Raw genomic sequence first — 15,473 nt, forward strand, 5'->3', positions numbered from 1 at the left:
TTTTATAAATTGATTAGTTTTTAATCACCGCACGTTTTTGATATTTTTTGTCAATATTGAGCGCTCTTAGTAACCATTTTACCACTTCTGTGAAAATAGTAATACTAAATGCTGAAACAACTATAATCGCCCAGCCTTTAATATCTGGCATGGTAATATCAAAGAATTGGTTGACCCCCGGCGTTAAAACAACGCCAAGAAGTAATGCACCACTTCCAACAGCGGCAAGATTTAAGTGTCGATTGGCAAATGGATTGATTGAAAATAATGATTGGAAGACGCTCTTCATATTGAAGGCATGGAAAAGTTGAATCAAACCAAGTGTCATAAAGGCCATAGTTTCTGCCAAGTTGATAATGTGTGCTTGATCAGCATAATATTGCGGTGCAAATTGATAACGTGCAAACCAATAAACAAATAATGTCAAGGCAGCTTCAAAAATTCCTTGGTAAATGATACTTGGCAAAATCCCATTCGATAAGAATGATTCGTCCACATCGCGCGGCGCATATTCCATAGCATCTTTATCGCCATTTTCCATTCCTAAGGCAATCGCAGGGAAAACATCTGTTACTAAGTTAATCCAAAGAATATGAATAGGTTCTAATATTTGCCAGCCTAAAAGTGTCGCAATAAATAAGACAAGCACCTCACCTAAGTTGGCAGATAATAAGTATTGAACTACTTTTTGAATGTTAGAGAATACTTTACGTCCTTCTTCAACAGCATGAACAATCGTTGCAAAATTATCATCAGCAAGAATCATATCACTTGCACCTTTTGATACTTCTGTTCCAGTAATGCCCATTCCAACACCAATATCTGCTTGTTTCAGGCTTGGTGCATCATTGACCCCATCACCGGTCATGGAGACAACTTTACCATTGGCTTGCCATGCTTTAATAATTCTAACTTTATGCTCAGGTGATACGCGAGCATAGACGGAGTACTGTGCAATATTTTGAGCCAAGTCTTCATCGCTCATTTCGTCAAGCTGTGCTCCTGTCATCACATGCATTTCATTGTGTTCATCTGTTGGATTAAGAATTGTCAAACGTTCCGCAATTGCTTGAGCTGTTACGGCATGGTCTCCTGTAATCATAATCGTACGGATTCCTGCTTTACGTGCCTCATTAATGGAATCGCGCGCTTCTGGTCTTTCTGGATCAATCATTGCCACCAGTCCAGCAAAGACTAAATCATTCTCAATCGTTTCAGTTGTCAGTGATTCAGGGAGATGATCGATAATTTTATAAGCTGCTGCGAGCACACGCAAGGCTTGTTTTGCAAAATCGGTATTCACTTGCGACACATGCTGACGGTCTTGCGCAGTGAACTCACTGATCTGTCCATTTTCTTCTTTTTGACTTACTCGATTAATCAGTTGATCGGGTGCACCTTTTACCGCCACAAAATAGCGGCCGTCTGCCATCTTATGGATGGTTGACATTAATTTTCGCTCAGAATCAAAAGGGAGTTCGCCTACTCGTGGCATTTCGTCAAGTGCTTGCTGCAAGTCATAGTGATGATCAAGTGCAAATTGAATGAGAGATGTTTCAGTAGGATCTCCCACGAGACCATCGTCTTTATCTATTTTTGTATCATTGGCAAAGGTTAGCGTACGCATTAAATGACTGTCCTGTGCCACACCATCAGCAGCAGAATGCACCTGACCATCATAATAGCTTTGCTCTACAGTCATTTGATTTAAAGTGAGTGTTCCCGTCTTGTCAGAGCAAATAACTTGTGTACTTCCCAAAGTTTCTACTGCAGGAAGTGAACGAATTAGTGCATTACGTTTCGACATATTCTGGGTTCCAATAGATAAAATAATCGTTGAAATTGCTGGTAAGCCTTCTGGAATAGCAGCTACTGCTAATGAAACAGCAACCAACAACATCTTCGTCCATGCGATACCTTGAACAAAAGTACCAACTAAAAAGGTAGCAATCGCAATTATAATAATCGCATATGTTAATTTCTTGCCTAATTCATCTTGATCGCGTTGCAATGGAGTCTTTTGTGCTTCCGTAGTCGCTAGCATACGTGCAATGTGCCCAACTTCAGTAGCCATTGCCGTAGCTGTTACAACACCCACTGCTCGGCCATATGTAACATTTGTACTTGAATAAGCCATATTGCGCCGATCGCCAATTCCTACCTCTTCTTTGATGACTGCTACATCTTTCTCAACTGGAACAGATTCACCAGTGAGTGCTGCCTCTTCTATCTTTAAAGAATTCGCTTCAACTAGACGAATATCAGCAGACACCACATCTCCAGCTTCGAAGTGAACAATATCGCCTGGTACAATCTCACCGCTTTTGATGATTTTTATTTGACCATCGCGAACAACTTGTGCTTCAGGAGAGGCCATTTGTCGCAATGCATTAATAGCTTCCTCAGCTTTATTCTCTTGAAATACTCCCATCACTGCATTTAAAATGACAACAATCAAAATCACAACGGCGTCTGCAAATTCTCCGCTAATTGTCCATGAAATAATGGCTGCAACTAAGAGTACAATAATCATAAAATCTTTAAATTGATTGATGAACTTTTGCAAAGTAGAAATTTTTTCTTCCGTTTGCAATTCATTTGCGCCATATTGTTCTAAGCGTGCTTTTGCTTCTGCCGAAGAAAGTCCTTTGTTTTTATCAACATTTAAGGCATTTAGAACCTCTTCACTTGTTTTTAAGTATGCATTTTTTGCTTCAAATTTCAAAAATGTCTCCTCTTTCTTTTTTATTTGGGACTATCACATAAAAAAAGACTTATGCAACTCCCTATTAATGGTGGCATAAGTCTCACTATTTAAGTTTAATACCAGCTATTTCTTAAAAAAACAGCTTATCGTTGTTGATATTAAACAAGGACTCCTTGCCTGAAGGTGATCCTTTAGTTACTCCCCTATGTATATAGTATATACTGAATATTATAACGCAAAATAAAATAGATTTCCAAAAATTAGTCATCTTTTGACTTTTTTAATTCGTCATGCCTTGAAAAGGTGCTGGAATTCTTCCCCCACGCTCAAATAAACGCTTGCTTGAAAAAGGCTTCACCGAAATAATTGGTGCACGTCCTAATAATCCACCAAATTCAGCCATCTCACCTACTTTTTTGCCGATAACTGGAATAACACGCACTGCTGTTGTTTTTCGATTAATCATGCCAATCGCTGCTTCATCTGCAATAATTCCAGCAATTTGATCAGCAGTGGCTGTCCCTTCAATTGCAATCATATCCAAACCAACAGAACAAACGGCCGTCATTCCTTCTAATTTATCAAGTGTTAAAGCTCCTGCTTCAATTCCCGCAATCATCCCATTGTCTTCGCTCACAGGAATGAAGGCACCACTTAAACCCCCAATAGCATTGCTTGCCATGGCACCACCTTTTTTGACAGCATCATTCATCATCGCTAAAGCTGCAATTGTACCATGTGTGCCCACACTTTCCAGACCAATTTCTTCTAAAATATCAGCGACACTATCATTTTGAGCATTGGTCGGTGCAAGTGATAAATCGATAATGTTAAAGGGAACATCTAACCGCGCAGCTACTTCACGTCCTATCATTTCTCCAGCACGTGTAATTTTGAAGGAAGTTTTCTTTATAATGTCATATATTTCATTTAGATCGGCATGAGGATGACGCTTGAGCGCATTATAGACAACTCCAGGGCCACTCACACCAACACTTAAAGAAACTTCGCCTTCACCTGCACCATGAAAAGCACCTGCCATGAATGGATTATCTTCAACAGGATTACAAAATACGACAAATTTTGCACAGGCTAGACTATCTTGGTCTTTACTCATCTCTGCCATCTGCAAAATTGCTTCACTTAAATCATAAATTGCATCCATATATATTCCAGAACGTGTAGAGCCGATTGAGGCACTTGCACAGATCCGCTCCGTCTGACATAATACTTGCGGCAACGCCTTCAGCCAGTTGTAATCGGCATGGGTAAGATTTTTATGAATCAGTGCCGAAAAGCCCCCAATAAAATCTACATCCACTTCCTTAGCTACTGCATCAATTGCACGGGCAACTTTGACAATGCCTTCTGGCGATGCTTTCCCAATAATTTCTGCAATTGGTGTAATTGCAATTCGTTTATTAATGATTGGTATCCCATATTCTTTAGCTACTTGGTCAGCAATTTTTTTTAAGTCTTTTGCATAATAGCGTATTTTTCCCGTGATATTCTGGCAAAGCGTCTCAATCTGTGCATCCACACAACTATGTAAATCAATACCTAAAGTTACTGTACGAACATCTAAGTTCTCGGCCTGTACCATGCGGACTGTTTCTGAAATTTCATCAATGTGTAGTCTCATGCTATTTCTCCTTATAAATGATGCATTGCTTTAAATGTATCGGCCCGTTGTGTAACAGTCGTCACGCCCATAGCATGACTTGCAACCTCTAATTCATCGCTTAACTTTTCAAATTGATCGACAGCCACTTGAGCGATCATCATCATATTAAAATAACCGTCCACGATCGTTTGGGAGATATCCAATATATTCGCATCATATGCTAGTAATACGCGCGATACTTCTGCAATAATTCCTTTTTTATCGAGCCCAAATGTTGTCAGTACAATCTTAATTTCCATCATTATTCTCCTTTTTTATGCTTAAGATATTCATCTATTAATTGTTGAATTAACCTCTCATATTTATTGCCTTTTGCTTGAAAAATAAATTCACGTACGGTCGGTTGCTCGGCAAATGTCTTAATTTCAATTAGCAAATGCTCTTTAGGTAGCTCTTCGGGAGCATTCGATCCCCATTCGATAACTGTTACCCCTGGACTTTCATAATAATCTTCCAAATACAAATCTTCAACGGCCGCTTCTTCCAAACGATATAAATCGATATGATAGAGTGGAAGTCGTCCCTCTTCATATTCCCGCACTAATGTATAGGACGGGCTTTTTACGGCACGCCGAATACCAAGCCCCGCTGCCAAACTCTGAGTGAAGGTTGTCTTTCCTGCACCTAATGTGCCTTCTAAACAAATCACTGAATAAGGAGTTAAAAGCTGGGCAAGTGTTTGGGCAAGTGTCGCAGTTTCATCTAAGGATTCAATATGAATAGTTGGCATATCGCTACCTTCTTTCTAGTCGTAAAAGTTTTTTCTCTTGAATTTTTTCGTTATACTTATCCTAACATAATGGTAAGGAGGCTATTTTTTATGATAGACATTCAGCAAATTGTACTTGGTGATATTGAATCAAATTGCTATATCTTATCAAAAGAACAACATGCATTAATTGTCGATCCTGGTTTCTCACCCGAAATTATCATAAAAAAAATCAAGGCGCAAAACGTTACCCCGCTCGCAATCTTACTCACACATACACACTATGATCATATTGGTGCCGTCGATGCGCTGGTTGAAGAATATCAGATTCCTGTCTATGTTGCTCCTGATGAGCGTGATTGGTTAACTGATGCACAGAAGAATTTATCAGCACGAACACTCACACCTGTCACTATCTGTGCAAAAGCGCACACTTTTAACTATCAAGAAATCTATCATATTGGACCTTTTACATTTCAAGTGGTACACACCCCAGGGCATTCGCCAGGTGGCGTCTGCTTTATTTTTGAAGAAGGGCGTTTTGTTATAACAGGTGATGCTCTCTTTGCAATGAGCGTAGGGCGGACGGACTTTCCAGGAAGCGAACCTGACAAACAAATTCCCGCGCTTCGCCAAAAAATACTGTCACTTCCTGATGATTATAAAATATATCCTGGCCACCGACACCCTAGTACAATTGGCAAAGAAAAAAGGGATAATCCCTTTTTTCAATAAGCAACATTTGCTACAATTATTATAACAAACTCTTCAAAAAAACGAATGAAAAGCCTATTTTTTTGAAAAGTTACTGATGAAATTCAAGCTATAAAAGGAGAGCGAAGAACGTGAACTCATCCATGTATATGAGCACAGCGCGATTATCAAAAGCAAACTTGCGCTATAATATTCAACAATTTAAGCAATGGATTGGACCAGAAACAAAACTCTTATGTGTATTAAAAGCCAATGCTTATGGCCATGATGCCGTCATGTATGCGACATTCATTCAAGAAGAAGGCTACGCAGATTATCTAGGCGTTGCCCAACTGGAAGAGGCAAAGGAATTACGTGATGCACATATTACGTTGCCCATTTTAATTTTTAATCCAGCACCTCCAAAACATATCGCATATGCCATAGAAGAAAATATTACACTCCCAATTTTTACTAAAGAAGCAGCACATGCTGTCGTAGAAACAGCTGAAATGTTGCAAAAAATAGTAAAAGTTCATTTGAAAGTAGATAGCGGCATGAATCGCATCGGAGTAAAAAGTGTCACAGATGCTGTGGAAATTGCTCGCATTTTAAATCATTCAAAATGGGTGGATCTCGAAGGGATATTTACACATTTTACCGATGCAGATGAAAAACCTGCAAATGCATTCACAAAAGAACAATTTGCTTTTTATATGAAATGTGTTCAAGCTATCGAACAAGATGGACACACTTTTGCTATCAGACACTGCTGTAATACAAGTGCAACGCTGAATTTCCCTGAATACCATTTAGATATGGTTCGTGTAGGAATTGGACTTCATGGTTATTTACCAGATGAGTCAATGGCTGCTTATGCCCCATTTCCACTGCATCCTGTTATGGAAGTGGCTGCACCTATTACACATATAAAAACTACACCCGCTCATCAATTCATTGGCTATGGCTGCACCTATCAAACACCAAAAGATGAGACCATTGCAACGGTTGCTCTCGGCTATGCAGATGGCGTAGAACGAAGACTCTCAAATCACTTCAACTTCACCACACATCAGCAACAATTTCCAGCAGTTGGTCGCGTATGCATGGATCAGACCATGGTAAAATTACAAGGTGATCAAGAAAATCTAAATGTTGGTGATTTTCTCATTTATTATGGCGATTATACTACTTTTCCTACAGTTAATAATGTTCATACACTTGCAGCTCAAGCAGGCACTTTCCATTATGAATTTTTATGTCATTTAGGACAGCGTGTTAAACATGTATGGGTTGAAAAGCATTAAATCATTAAAAAAAGCTTTGAAGCACTTGCTTCAAAGCTTTTTTTGTTTTATATACATGTCTCTTTTTAAATTGCTTACATCATGCCTGGCATTCCGCCGCCCATTCCTGGCATACCTGCTGCCGCATCTTCTGCTTCTTTTTTGTTTGCGATCGCTACTTCTGTCGTAAGAAGTAAAGAGGCAACACTTGCAGCATTTTGTAAAGCTGAACGCGACACTTTCGTTGGGTCGATAATTCCTGCATCAACCATATTGTCAAGTTCACCATTTTCAGCATTAAATCCGATACCCATCTCAGCATTGTGCAAACGTTCAACAATTACACTACCATCTAGACCAGCATTTGCTGCAATTTGGCGGATTGGTGCTTCCAATGCACGTTTTACAATATCGACACCTGTTTGAACATCACCCTCTTCATGTAAATCTTCAAGCGCGGCTTTCACATTAAGATAAGCTGTTCCTCCACCCGCAACAACACCTTCTTCTACTGCTGCACGTGAAGCATTCAAAGCATCTTCTATACGTAATTTTCTTTCTTTTATTTCTGTTTCGGTAGGTGCACCCACACGAATAACAGCTACACCACCTGCTAACTTAGCAACACGTTCTTGCAATTTGCTACGTTCAAATGAACTATCTGTTTCATTGGCTTGGGCACGTAACATTTCAACACGTTTTTCGATCGCTTCTTTTTGGCCAGCACCTTCTACAATTGTCGTTTCATCTTTGGAGACTTCTACACGACCTGCTGTTCCTAATTGATCAAGCGTTACATCTTTTAATTCAAGTCCGAGATTTTCTGTAATAAGTGTTCCGCCTGTTAAAATCGCGATGTCTTCTAACATACCTTGACGACGGTCACCAAAGCCAGGTGCTTTAACTGCTGTCACATCTAAGGTACCACGAATTTTGTTCAAGACTAGTGTAGGAAGCGCTTCGCCATCCACATCGTCAGCAATAATTAACATTGGACGACCAGATTGCATAACACCTTCAAGAACAGGCAAAATATCTTGAACATTAGAAATTTTTTGGTCAGTAATTAAAATATATGGATCTTTCAATTCTGCAATCATTTTTTCTGTATCTGTGACCATATATTGAGAGAGATAGCCGCGATCGAATTGCATACCTTCTACAACATCTAAGCTGGTTTCGATACCTTGCGATTCTTCGATGGTTATCACCCCATCACTGCCGACTTTTTCCATTGCATCGGCAATGAATTTGCCAACTTCTTCATCTCCACTAGAAATAGCAGCAATCTGTTTGATAGCATCGCGTGATTGAACTTCAGTTGAAATTTCTTGAAGTTTGGCTACTGCTTTTTGTGTTGCTTTTTCAATTCCGCGACGTAAACTTACAGGACTTGCTCCTGCTGCAACGTTACGCATTCCTTCATTGACAATTGCTTGAGTTAATACGGTAGCAGTTGTTGTACCATCTCCTGCAATATCATTTGTCTTGCTAGCAACTTCTGCGACTAATTGTGCACCCATATTCTCAAAAGCATCTTCTAATTCGATTTCTTGAGCAATAGTTACCCCATCATTTGTAATTTGTGGTCCACCGAATGATTTATCTAAAATTACATTACGGCCTTTAGGTCCTAGGGTTACTTTTACACTATCTGCTAATTTATTAACGCCTTCAACCATTGCATGTCTTGCATCTTCAGAGAATTTAATATCTTTTGTCATCTTTTTATCACCTCAAATAAATTTTAAATGATCCATCATCACAATGATCATATTATTCCACAACAGCAACCAAATCATCTGCTGCAATGACTAAATAATCTGCACCATCATAAGTGACTGGATTACCTGCAAATTTTTCATATACGACAGTATCCCCCACTTTAACTTCAGGACTTAAAAGTGTGCCATCATCAAGTCGTTGGCCTTGTCCTACCGCAATGACTTTTCCAAAGTACGTTTTTTCTTTAGCTGCATTTGGCAATACAATGCCGCTAGCTGTTTTACTTTCTTCTTCTATCATTTCAAGAATAACGCGATTTCCTAAAGGTTTTAACATATTTATTTTTCCCTCCATATAAATAATTTAGCCATTAGCACTCTGATGTGTCGAGTGCTAACTCACATGATTAGTATAAGAGATCTGAGTGAGAGTTGCAAGTTTTTAAATATTAAATTTTTATTAATTGGCAGGAATGATAATTTTATGATAATCTATAGTCTATTAAAGAAAGGCTTGTGGAATAAATGACAGATAAAGCAATTTTATACTCTGCAATTATGAGCTTCATTATGTTTTTATTAATGTTTTATTTTCTCGTACAATCGCTGGCAATAAGCGGTTGGACATTTTATACAATACTTCTTGCAGCTTTTGCTACACGCAATTTTGTCAGTACTATACAAATGGGAAAACTTTATTATGACATACAACGACTAAAAAATAATAAGCATTAAAAAAAGTAACCCTTTTAGTGAAATTTAAAAAGGCCGTATCCTTTTTAAATCGCAGCTTAAAGTGTTGCTTTTTTTGTTTTTATTGTAAGTCATCATGAAACTCAATAAAATAGACCAGCGACTGTAATTCATTGGATAAATCAACGGTTTGAACAAGTACATCATGCGGTACATTGAGACGATTTGACGTGAAATTCATGATCCCTTTAATTCCTTGCTTAACAAGACGGTCGGCTAATTTTTGTGCTTGGTTGCCAGGAACTGCCAAAATAGCAATTTCATAATTCCCCACAGCAAGTCGATCTTCAAGTGCATCAACGGAATAAATCATTACACCATTATGCTTAGTTCCGATAATGTCCTCATTTACATCAAATGCTTCGCTAATGCTGATATTATTTTTCCCTTGAAAATTATAATTTAACAATGCACTACCAAGTGAACCTACACCAATTAAAATAACACGTGTTAAGCGATCTTGACGTAATTGTTTTGCAAAAAAATTCATTAATTTTTCAACATCATAGCCGTAGCCACGTCGCCCAAGCGTTCCAAAAAATGAAAAATCGCGGCGAATTGTAGCGCTATCAATCTTTACTAACTCACTAAATTCAGCACTTGAAATACGATGAACTCCCTCATCATGCAAAAAAGTTAGGTAACGATGGTAAATGGGCAGACGTCTAGCAGTTGCACGTGGTACTTTTTTATTTGTCATAAATATCCCCCTTTAACTTTCTTTTCGCAAATTATTCTACAGGGTATTATAGCAAGTTGATGCTATATTTTAAAGCTATATACCTCCGCGAGTTTTTTGTGCTATCATTAAAAATATCAATGAAAAAGGAGGGATCTCTTGCTTATTCAAGCCTCAAATGTTACCCGCCGATTTGGTGGTGTTCCCTTATTTGAAGGAATCAATGTATCAATTAAAAAAAAATCACGAATTGGTCTGGTCGGCCGCAATGGAACAGGAAAAACGACACTTTTAAAAATAATCGCAGGCATCGAGTTGCCTGATGAAGGACAAGTCATAAAAAATAAGTCAACTTCTATTGGCTACTTGGATCAACATACTGGACTTGATGTAAATAAATCTATTTATGATGAAATGCTTTCTGTATTTGAACCACTGATTGCAATGGAAGCTCAAATGCGCCAAGTTGAGAAATTATTAGGACAAACCACAGACCATGACAATGCAAAATATCATGACCTATTAATGCAATATCACCAGCTGCAAGAGAATTTCGAACGTCAAAATGGCTATGCCTACCCAAGTGAGATCAAAAAAATATTAAGCGGCTTCCGCTTTGATGAATCCATGTACCAACAAAAAATTTCTACCCTTTCTGGCGGTCAAAAAACACGTCTTGCACTTGCTAAACTATTGCTCGAGCAAAAAGATGTCCTTATCTTAGATGAGCCCACAAACCACTTAGATATTGAAACACTTCGCTGGCTAGAAAATTATCTCAAGTCCTATCCTGAAGCTCTTGTTTTAGTTTCTCATGACCGTTATTTTTTAGATGAATTGACTCAAGAAATTTATGAAATGGATCACCATGGGGTCCTTAATCATTATCATGGGAATTATACAGATTATTTGAAATTGCGTGCCGAACGTATCGCAAAAGAACAAAAAGACTACGAAAAACAACAAAAAGAAATCGCCCATTTAGAAGATTTTATTCAAAAAAATATTGTACGTTCTTCAACAACTAAGCGTGCACAATCTCGACGTAAAAAACTCGAAAAAATGGACCGTCTAGAACGTCCTACAAATGATCAACGCTCTATGTTCTTTCATTTCCATCCCGCACGCATGTCTGGAAATGTCATTTTAAAGACCGATAATTTAGATGTTGGCTTTGGTGATAATGTCCTATTGCAACACGTTAATTTAGATATTCGCCGTGGAGATGTCATCGCACTTGTTGGCCCCAATGGAACAGGAAAAACAACACTTTTAAAAACTTTAATCGGAAAAATTCCCGCACTTGGCGGAACACTCTCATTCGGGGCAAAAGTTGATATTGGCTACTATGATCAGGAACAAAAAAATCTTTCACCTCACCAAAGTGTCCTAGAAGAACTATGGAATGACCATCCACTTGAAGATGAAGAAACGATCCGAACATTTTTAGGAAGCTTTTTATTTACTGAAGAAGATGTCAATAAAAAAATAGAAGCATTAAGCGGTGGAGAACGTGCCCGTCTCTTACTAGCAAAATTAGCACTTGGAGAATATAACTTTTTATTAATGGATGAACCTACAAACCATTTAGATATTGACTCCAAAGAAGTGCTCGAAAATGCACTAATTGATTTTGATGGCACGCTTTTATTTGTGTCGCATGACCGTTATTTTATCAATAAAATGGCAAACAAAATTTTAGAAGTAGATGAAAACAAACTTCAGCTTTATTTAGGGGATTATGACTATTACTTACATAAAAAAGAAGAACAAGCGGCATTTGATTTATTAAAAGAAGAGCAAGCTCAAACTAGTGCACCTGCTTCATCACTGACCGCTAATAGTGCAGAAAATTTCGAACAACAAAAAGAACGCCAACGAAAAGAACGGCGCCTAAAACGAGAGTTCGCAGCATTAGAAGAAAAAATAAGTGAGCTAACGAAAGAAATTGAAAGTCTGGAACACTTAATGCTTGATCCAGCATTGTTTGAAAATGAAGAAAAAGCACGACATGTTACGCAAAAACATCAAACCCTTATTGCCGAAAAAGAAAAATTAAACGATAAATGGGAAGCATTATTTTTAGAAATAGAGTCTTTCCTTTAAAAGTGATAAATTTAAAAGGTGATTTTGACTTTTGTCAAAATCACCTTTTTTTATAAACTAAGTCCTGGTTTTGCATTTAGATCAAGTTCAGCACGCTCTCCACGAGTATATGCAATATATGCAGCAGCACCAATCATAGCAGCATTATCCCCAGTCAATGATAAGGGAGGTACAATTAAACGCACATTGGGCAGCTCGTGTTCAACTGCCTTAGCTAACTCATTACGAAGCGCTGAATTCGCAGCTACACCTCCCGCAAGTACAACCTGTTTGACAGGATACTCTTTCGCTGCACGAATTGTTTTATCAATTAATACATCCACTGCCGCCGCTTGAAAGCTGGCTGCAAGATCATTGGAATCAAGTACTTCATCGCGTTGTTGTGCATTATGAACTTTATTGATGAATGCTGATTTTAATCCACTAAAACTAAAATCATAGTGATCTTCCTTTATCATCGCACGCGGAAAATTATATCTATCTTTTCCGTGATGAGCCATTTCATCAATATGTTTCCCGCCAGGATAAGGTACCCCAATCACGCGACCAATTTTATCGTAGGCTTCACCTACTGCATCATCACGCGTTTCGCCAATAATCTCATATGAACCGCTCTCTTTCATATAAACCAATTCCGTATGTCCACCGCTCACAACAAGTGCAAGCAAAGGAAATTCAAGCGTATCATTTAAATTTGCTGCATAAATATGCCCTGCAATATGATTCACAGGAATCAGCGGTAACCCTGCAGCATATGCAATTGCTTTTGCAGCACTAACACCAATTAGAAGTGCCCCAACCAATCCTGGACCTTCTGTTACCGCGACTGCATCGATCTCTTTCAATGTACATTGCGCTCTTTGCAGTGCTTCCTCAATCACAAGTGTAATAAATTCAACATGATGACGACTTGCAATTTCAGGAACCACACCACCAAAACGCTTGTGACTTTTGATCTGACTGGCGACAACATTAGATAATTGTCTGCACCCGTCTTCAATCACTGCCGCACTTGTTTCATCACAACTTGACTCTATTGCTAAAATTTTCATTGCTCAATTCCTAACTATTTTTCATTTTTATTAGACCATACCATACGATACGCATCTTCTGTCGGCTGCTTATAATAATCATTAATCCGGCTAACAATTTCAAAGCCGCATTTTTGGTAAACAGCTAGTGCCGGTTGATTGGAACAGCGTACCTCAAGGGTAATATCAGCGCCCGCAGTGATTGCGGCAGCTTGGACATGTTCAACCAAACAAGTTCCCAAGCCATTCCCCTGACTCTCTTTCAAAATAGCAATCATATAAATATCAAAGCTATCCAATACATGATGCCCTAAAATAAATCCTTGCCATTCTTTCGTAGCAACTTCTTCTATCACATATAAAAAAAGTGGCGCATGACGATGAAATGTATCACTGAATTGCTCGACACTCCAAGGACTTCCTAGTTCATATGCACACTCGGCAATATCATAAAGTCTCCTTGCTATCAAAGTGGCTGACAAATGAATAGCTGTTCTCTCTATGATTTTATATTTCATATGCATTGCCCCTTTTTATTAATAAGTATCGACCAGCGATTCTCCTTCTTGCAACGTATGACGTGCTAACCAATTCGCTTCCGCTTCCGCCAATTTTAAATATTGTGGAACAAAAGTGTGAATATCTGTTACCTCTTTGCATGCACCTAATTGTGAAAGTTGCCATGCATCGGGAGTTTGTAATATTGCTTTAGAAAAATATGCACGATCAGCAAGATGTTTTTTTATGGTATCTTTTATTTTCCAAGCATCTTCCCCCACAAAATATATTGTTTTATCTTGATGTGCTAAATAATCTAACCATTCTACCAATGCAATATGAGTATCTGGTTCAATCACCACCGCTTGTCCGTCCATATTGATGCGGTAAAGGCCGGTATAAAAATTACCTCGCCGCGCATCAAATAATGGGCAAATCCATTGCCCTTCAAGCATCGCGGCATTTTGGGCAAGCACTTGCAAACTTGAGACTCCTACAAGGTCAATACCTAATGTCCAAGCAAGTGTTTTCGCAGTAGTTGCCGCAATCCGCAGTCCTGTATAAGAACCTGGACCTTCTGCCACCACAATACGTTCCAACATTTGCGGCGTCCATTTTGCATCTTGCAGTAGCAAATCAATGGTTGGCATCAGTTGAATGCTATGATTTTTTCGTACATTAACCGTTTTTTCGGCAAGCAGTTGTTGCCCGTCCACAACCGCAACGCTCATTGCCGTATTTGATGTATCAAATGCTAATATTTTCATTTTCATCGTATCCTTTAGTCTTTTTCATCCTCCATGATAACATATGTGAAGTCGTTTCAAAAAGAATCTTGCCAAACTTGTCAAATATCAATCTTTCCGTTATAATGATAAAAGTATTTAGGGGATATAGCTCAGTTGGGAGAGCGCTACAATGGCATTGTAGAGGCCGTCGGTTCGAGCCCGATTATCTCCATTTTATGTTTTCAAAGTAAAACAAAATCGTCTAAAACCGTTGATGTTACAACGTTTATAATTTTTATATATGCAAACAAAAACAATAAAATACAATCGGAACGTAACAAATTACGTAACAAATTTATAAAACGCATCTCTTATTTTGTTGAGATGCATTTTGTTTTTTAATCATTTTCTTTCATTAATCGATCAGCGTATTCGGTTAACTTGCTAGCCGTTTCAAAAGTAATTCCTTCTAAAGAAATTTTATGGTTTACCAATTTTGACAAATTCTGCTGGGCAACGCCTGTTTCTTTCGATATCCGATACTGTGACTGATTTTCAAGTAGCCATTTTATTTTATTGCTGTCTGCGTACATTTTTGAGCTCTCCCTTTTTATTTACTAAACATCCAAATTAAATTAAATATTAAAAACATGCTGAGCAAAAAAATAATTACATAATCTTTTTGTTTTTTTGTTCATTGTAATTCTCCCTTTTTTCTTTTAAAATAAAGAGGAAGGGAAGGTCAACCTTCCACTAATTTATTTAAATTCTTTGTAAGCTGTTAAGATTAAATTAAGCAATGTGAGTATTGCTTGTAAAATCTTAATAGCTTTTTTAGTTTGTTCTTCTTTAATTCTTTGTCTTTTTTCTGTTCT

General features: G+C 38.1%; 15 protein-coding genes and 1 tRNA gene. 5 read left to right on the forward strand and 11 right to left on the reverse strand.

Annotated elements, in window-relative coordinates; translation table 11 throughout:
- Positions 1-13: 13 nt before the first annotated feature.
- The 4 genes from C231_RS0101795 to tsaE form a co-directional block, all read right to left on the reverse strand.
- Positions 14-2,725, reverse strand: coding sequence for a cation-translocating P-type ATPase (locus C231_RS0101795; protein ID WP_018658950.1), 2,712 nt, complete (start codon positions 2,723-2,725; stop codon positions 14-16).
- 262 nt (positions 2,726-2,987) lie between these two features.
- Positions 2,988-4,349, reverse strand: coding sequence for a PFL family protein (locus C231_RS0101800; protein WP_018658951.1), 1,362 nt, complete (start codon positions 4,347-4,349; stop codon positions 2,988-2,990).
- Between the two features lie 11 nt (positions 4,350-4,360).
- The gene (locus C231_RS0101805; protein ID WP_018658952.1) at positions 4,361-4,630 is read right to left on the reverse strand and encodes an ACT domain-containing protein; all 270 of its coding nucleotides are present in this window, start codon (positions 4,628-4,630) and stop codon (positions 4,361-4,363) included.
- Between the two features lie 2 nt (positions 4,631-4,632).
- Positions 4,633-5,121 (reverse strand): tRNA (adenosine(37)-N6)-threonylcarbamoyltransferase complex ATPase subunit type 1 TsaE, encoded by a 489-nt coding sequence (tsaE, locus tag C231_RS0101810; protein ID WP_018658953.1) that lies wholly within the window; start codon positions 5,119-5,121, stop codon positions 4,633-4,635.
- 90 nt (positions 5,122-5,211) lie between these two features.
- On the opposite strand from tsaE, the gene C231_RS0101815 reads away from it, so the two are divergent.
- Complete coding sequence (locus C231_RS0101815; protein WP_018658954.1) at positions 5,212-5,835, forward strand: MBL fold metallo-hydrolase; 624 nt, start codon at positions 5,212-5,214, stop codon at positions 5,833-5,835.
- Positions 5,836-5,945: 110 nt separating this feature from the next.
- Entirely contained in the window at positions 5,946-7,100 is a 1,155-nt protein-coding gene (gene alr, locus C231_RS0101820; protein WP_026314299.1) for an alanine racemase, read from the forward strand.
- Between the two features lie 74 nt (positions 7,101-7,174).
- Here alr and groL read toward each other — a convergent pair whose 3' ends face one another.
- Together groL and groES are read right to left on the reverse strand one after the other, a co-directional pair.
- Positions 7,175-8,803, reverse strand: a complete 1,629-nt coding sequence (groL, locus tag C231_RS0101825; protein ID WP_018658956.1) for a chaperonin GroEL — start codon at positions 8,801-8,803, stop codon at positions 7,175-7,177.
- A gap of 52 nt (positions 8,804-8,855) precedes the next feature.
- Positions 8,856-9,140 carry a co-chaperone GroES gene (gene groES, locus C231_RS0101830; protein WP_018658957.1) on the reverse strand — a complete coding sequence of 95 codons (285 nt, stop codon included), beginning with the start codon at positions 9,138-9,140 and terminating at the stop codon, positions 8,856-8,858.
- A 245-nt stretch (positions 9,141-9,385) separates the two neighbouring features.
- Between groES and C231_RS08835 the strand changes: the two genes are divergently transcribed.
- Positions 9,386-9,538: a DUF4305 domain-containing protein gene (locus C231_RS08835; RefSeq protein WP_425386742.1), complete on the forward strand. Its 153-nt coding sequence runs from the start codon at positions 9,386-9,388 to the stop codon at positions 9,536-9,538.
- Positions 9,539-9,617: 79 nt separating this feature from the next.
- On the opposite strand, the gene C231_RS0101835 is transcribed toward C231_RS08835, so the two are convergent.
- On the reverse strand, positions 9,618-10,256 hold the full coding sequence (locus tag C231_RS0101835) for a redox-sensing transcriptional repressor Rex (protein WP_018658959.1): 639 nt from the start codon (positions 10,254-10,256) through the stop codon (positions 9,618-9,620).
- Between the two features lie 138 nt (positions 10,257-10,394).
- On the opposite strand from C231_RS0101835, the gene C231_RS0101840 reads away from it, so the two are divergent.
- On the forward strand, positions 10,395-12,341 hold the full coding sequence (locus C231_RS0101840; RefSeq protein ID WP_018658960.1) for an ABC-F family ATP-binding cassette domain-containing protein: 1,947 nt from the start codon (positions 10,395-10,397) through the stop codon (positions 12,339-12,341).
- Between the two features lie 50 nt (positions 12,342-12,391).
- Here C231_RS0101840 and tsaD read toward each other — a convergent pair whose 3' ends face one another.
- From tsaD to tsaB, 3 genes are read right to left on the reverse strand one after another with little or no spacing between them, the layout of a single operon-like run.
- A complete protein-coding gene (gene tsaD / locus C231_RS0101845; RefSeq protein WP_018658961.1) occupies positions 12,392-13,393 on the reverse strand; it encodes a tRNA (adenosine(37)-N6)-threonylcarbamoyltransferase complex transferase subunit TsaD in 1,002 nt (333 codons plus the stop codon).
- A 14-nt stretch (positions 13,394-13,407) separates the two neighbouring features.
- A complete protein-coding gene (gene rimI / locus C231_RS0101850) occupies positions 13,408-13,890 on the reverse strand; it encodes a ribosomal protein S18-alanine N-acetyltransferase (RefSeq protein ID WP_018658962.1) in 483 nt (160 codons plus the stop codon).
- A gap of 18 nt (positions 13,891-13,908) precedes the next feature.
- Positions 13,909-14,637: a tRNA (adenosine(37)-N6)-threonylcarbamoyltransferase complex dimerization subunit type 1 TsaB gene (gene tsaB, locus C231_RS0101855; RefSeq protein WP_026314300.1), complete on the reverse strand. Its 729-nt coding sequence runs from the start codon at positions 14,635-14,637 to the stop codon at positions 13,909-13,911.
- Between the two features lie 120 nt (positions 14,638-14,757).
- Here tsaB and C231_RS0101860 point away from each other — a divergent pair.
- Positions 14,758-14,830: transfer RNA gene (locus tag C231_RS0101860), tRNA-Ala, on the forward strand.
- A 166-nt stretch (positions 14,831-14,996) separates the two neighbouring features.
- Here the strand turns inward: C231_RS0101860 and C231_RS0101865 are convergent.
- A complete protein-coding gene (locus tag C231_RS0101865) occupies positions 14,997-15,191 on the reverse strand; it encodes a hypothetical protein (RefSeq protein ID WP_018658964.1) in 195 nt (64 codons plus the stop codon).
- Between the last annotated feature and the right edge of the window lie 282 nt (positions 15,192-15,473).

Source organism: Allofustis seminis DSM 15817, assembly GCF_000374325.1.
In the GTDB taxonomy this organism is placed as follows: domain Bacteria; phylum Bacillota; class Bacilli; order Lactobacillales; family Carnobacteriaceae_A; genus Allofustis; species Allofustis seminis.

What these genes read in the sequence shown, in the direction of transcription:
- tsaD (WP_018658961.1), bottom strand. Translation starts at nt 13,393, where the DNA reads ATGAAAATTTTAGCAATAGAGTCAAGTTGTGATGAAACAAGTGCGGCA.
- C231_RS0101800 (WP_018658951.1), bottom strand. Translation starts at nt 4,349, where the DNA reads ATGAGACTACACATTGATGAAATTTCAGAAACAGTCCGCATGGTACAG.
- C231_RS0101835 (WP_018658959.1), bottom strand. Translation starts at nt 10,256, where the DNA reads ATGACAAATAAAAAAGTACCACGTGCAACTGCTAGACGTCTGCCCATT.
- rimI (WP_018658962.1), bottom strand. Translation starts at nt 13,890, where the DNA reads ATGAAATATAAAATCATAGAGAGAACAGCTATTCATTTGTCAGCCACT.
- C231_RS0101815 (WP_018658954.1), top strand. Translation starts at nt 5,212, where the DNA reads ATGATAGACATTCAGCAAATTGTACTTGGTGATATTGAATCAAATTGC.
- C231_RS0101865 (WP_018658964.1), bottom strand. Translation starts at nt 15,191, where the DNA reads ATGTACGCAGACAGCAATAAAATAAAATGGCTACTTGAAAATCAGTCA.
- tsaE (WP_018658953.1), bottom strand. Translation starts at nt 5,121, where the DNA reads ATGCCAACTATTCATATTGAATCCTTAGATGAAACTGCGACACTTGCC.
- groES (WP_018658957.1), bottom strand. Translation starts at nt 9,140, where the DNA reads ATGTTAAAACCTTTAGGAAATCGCGTTATTCTTGAAATGATAGAAGAA.
- tsaB (WP_026314300.1), bottom strand. Translation starts at nt 14,637, where the DNA reads ATGAAAATATTAGCATTTGATACATCAAATACGGCAATGAGCGTTGCG.
- C231_RS08835 (WP_425386742.1), top strand. Translation starts at nt 9,386, where the DNA reads ATGTTTTATTTTCTCGTACAATCGCTGGCAATAAGCGGTTGGACATTT.
- C231_RS0101805 (WP_018658952.1), bottom strand. Translation starts at nt 4,630, where the DNA reads ATGGAAATTAAGATTGTACTGACAACATTTGGGCTCGATAAAAAAGGA.
- groL (WP_018658956.1), bottom strand. Translation starts at nt 8,803, where the DNA reads ATGACAAAAGATATTAAATTCTCTGAAGATGCAAGACATGCAATGGTT.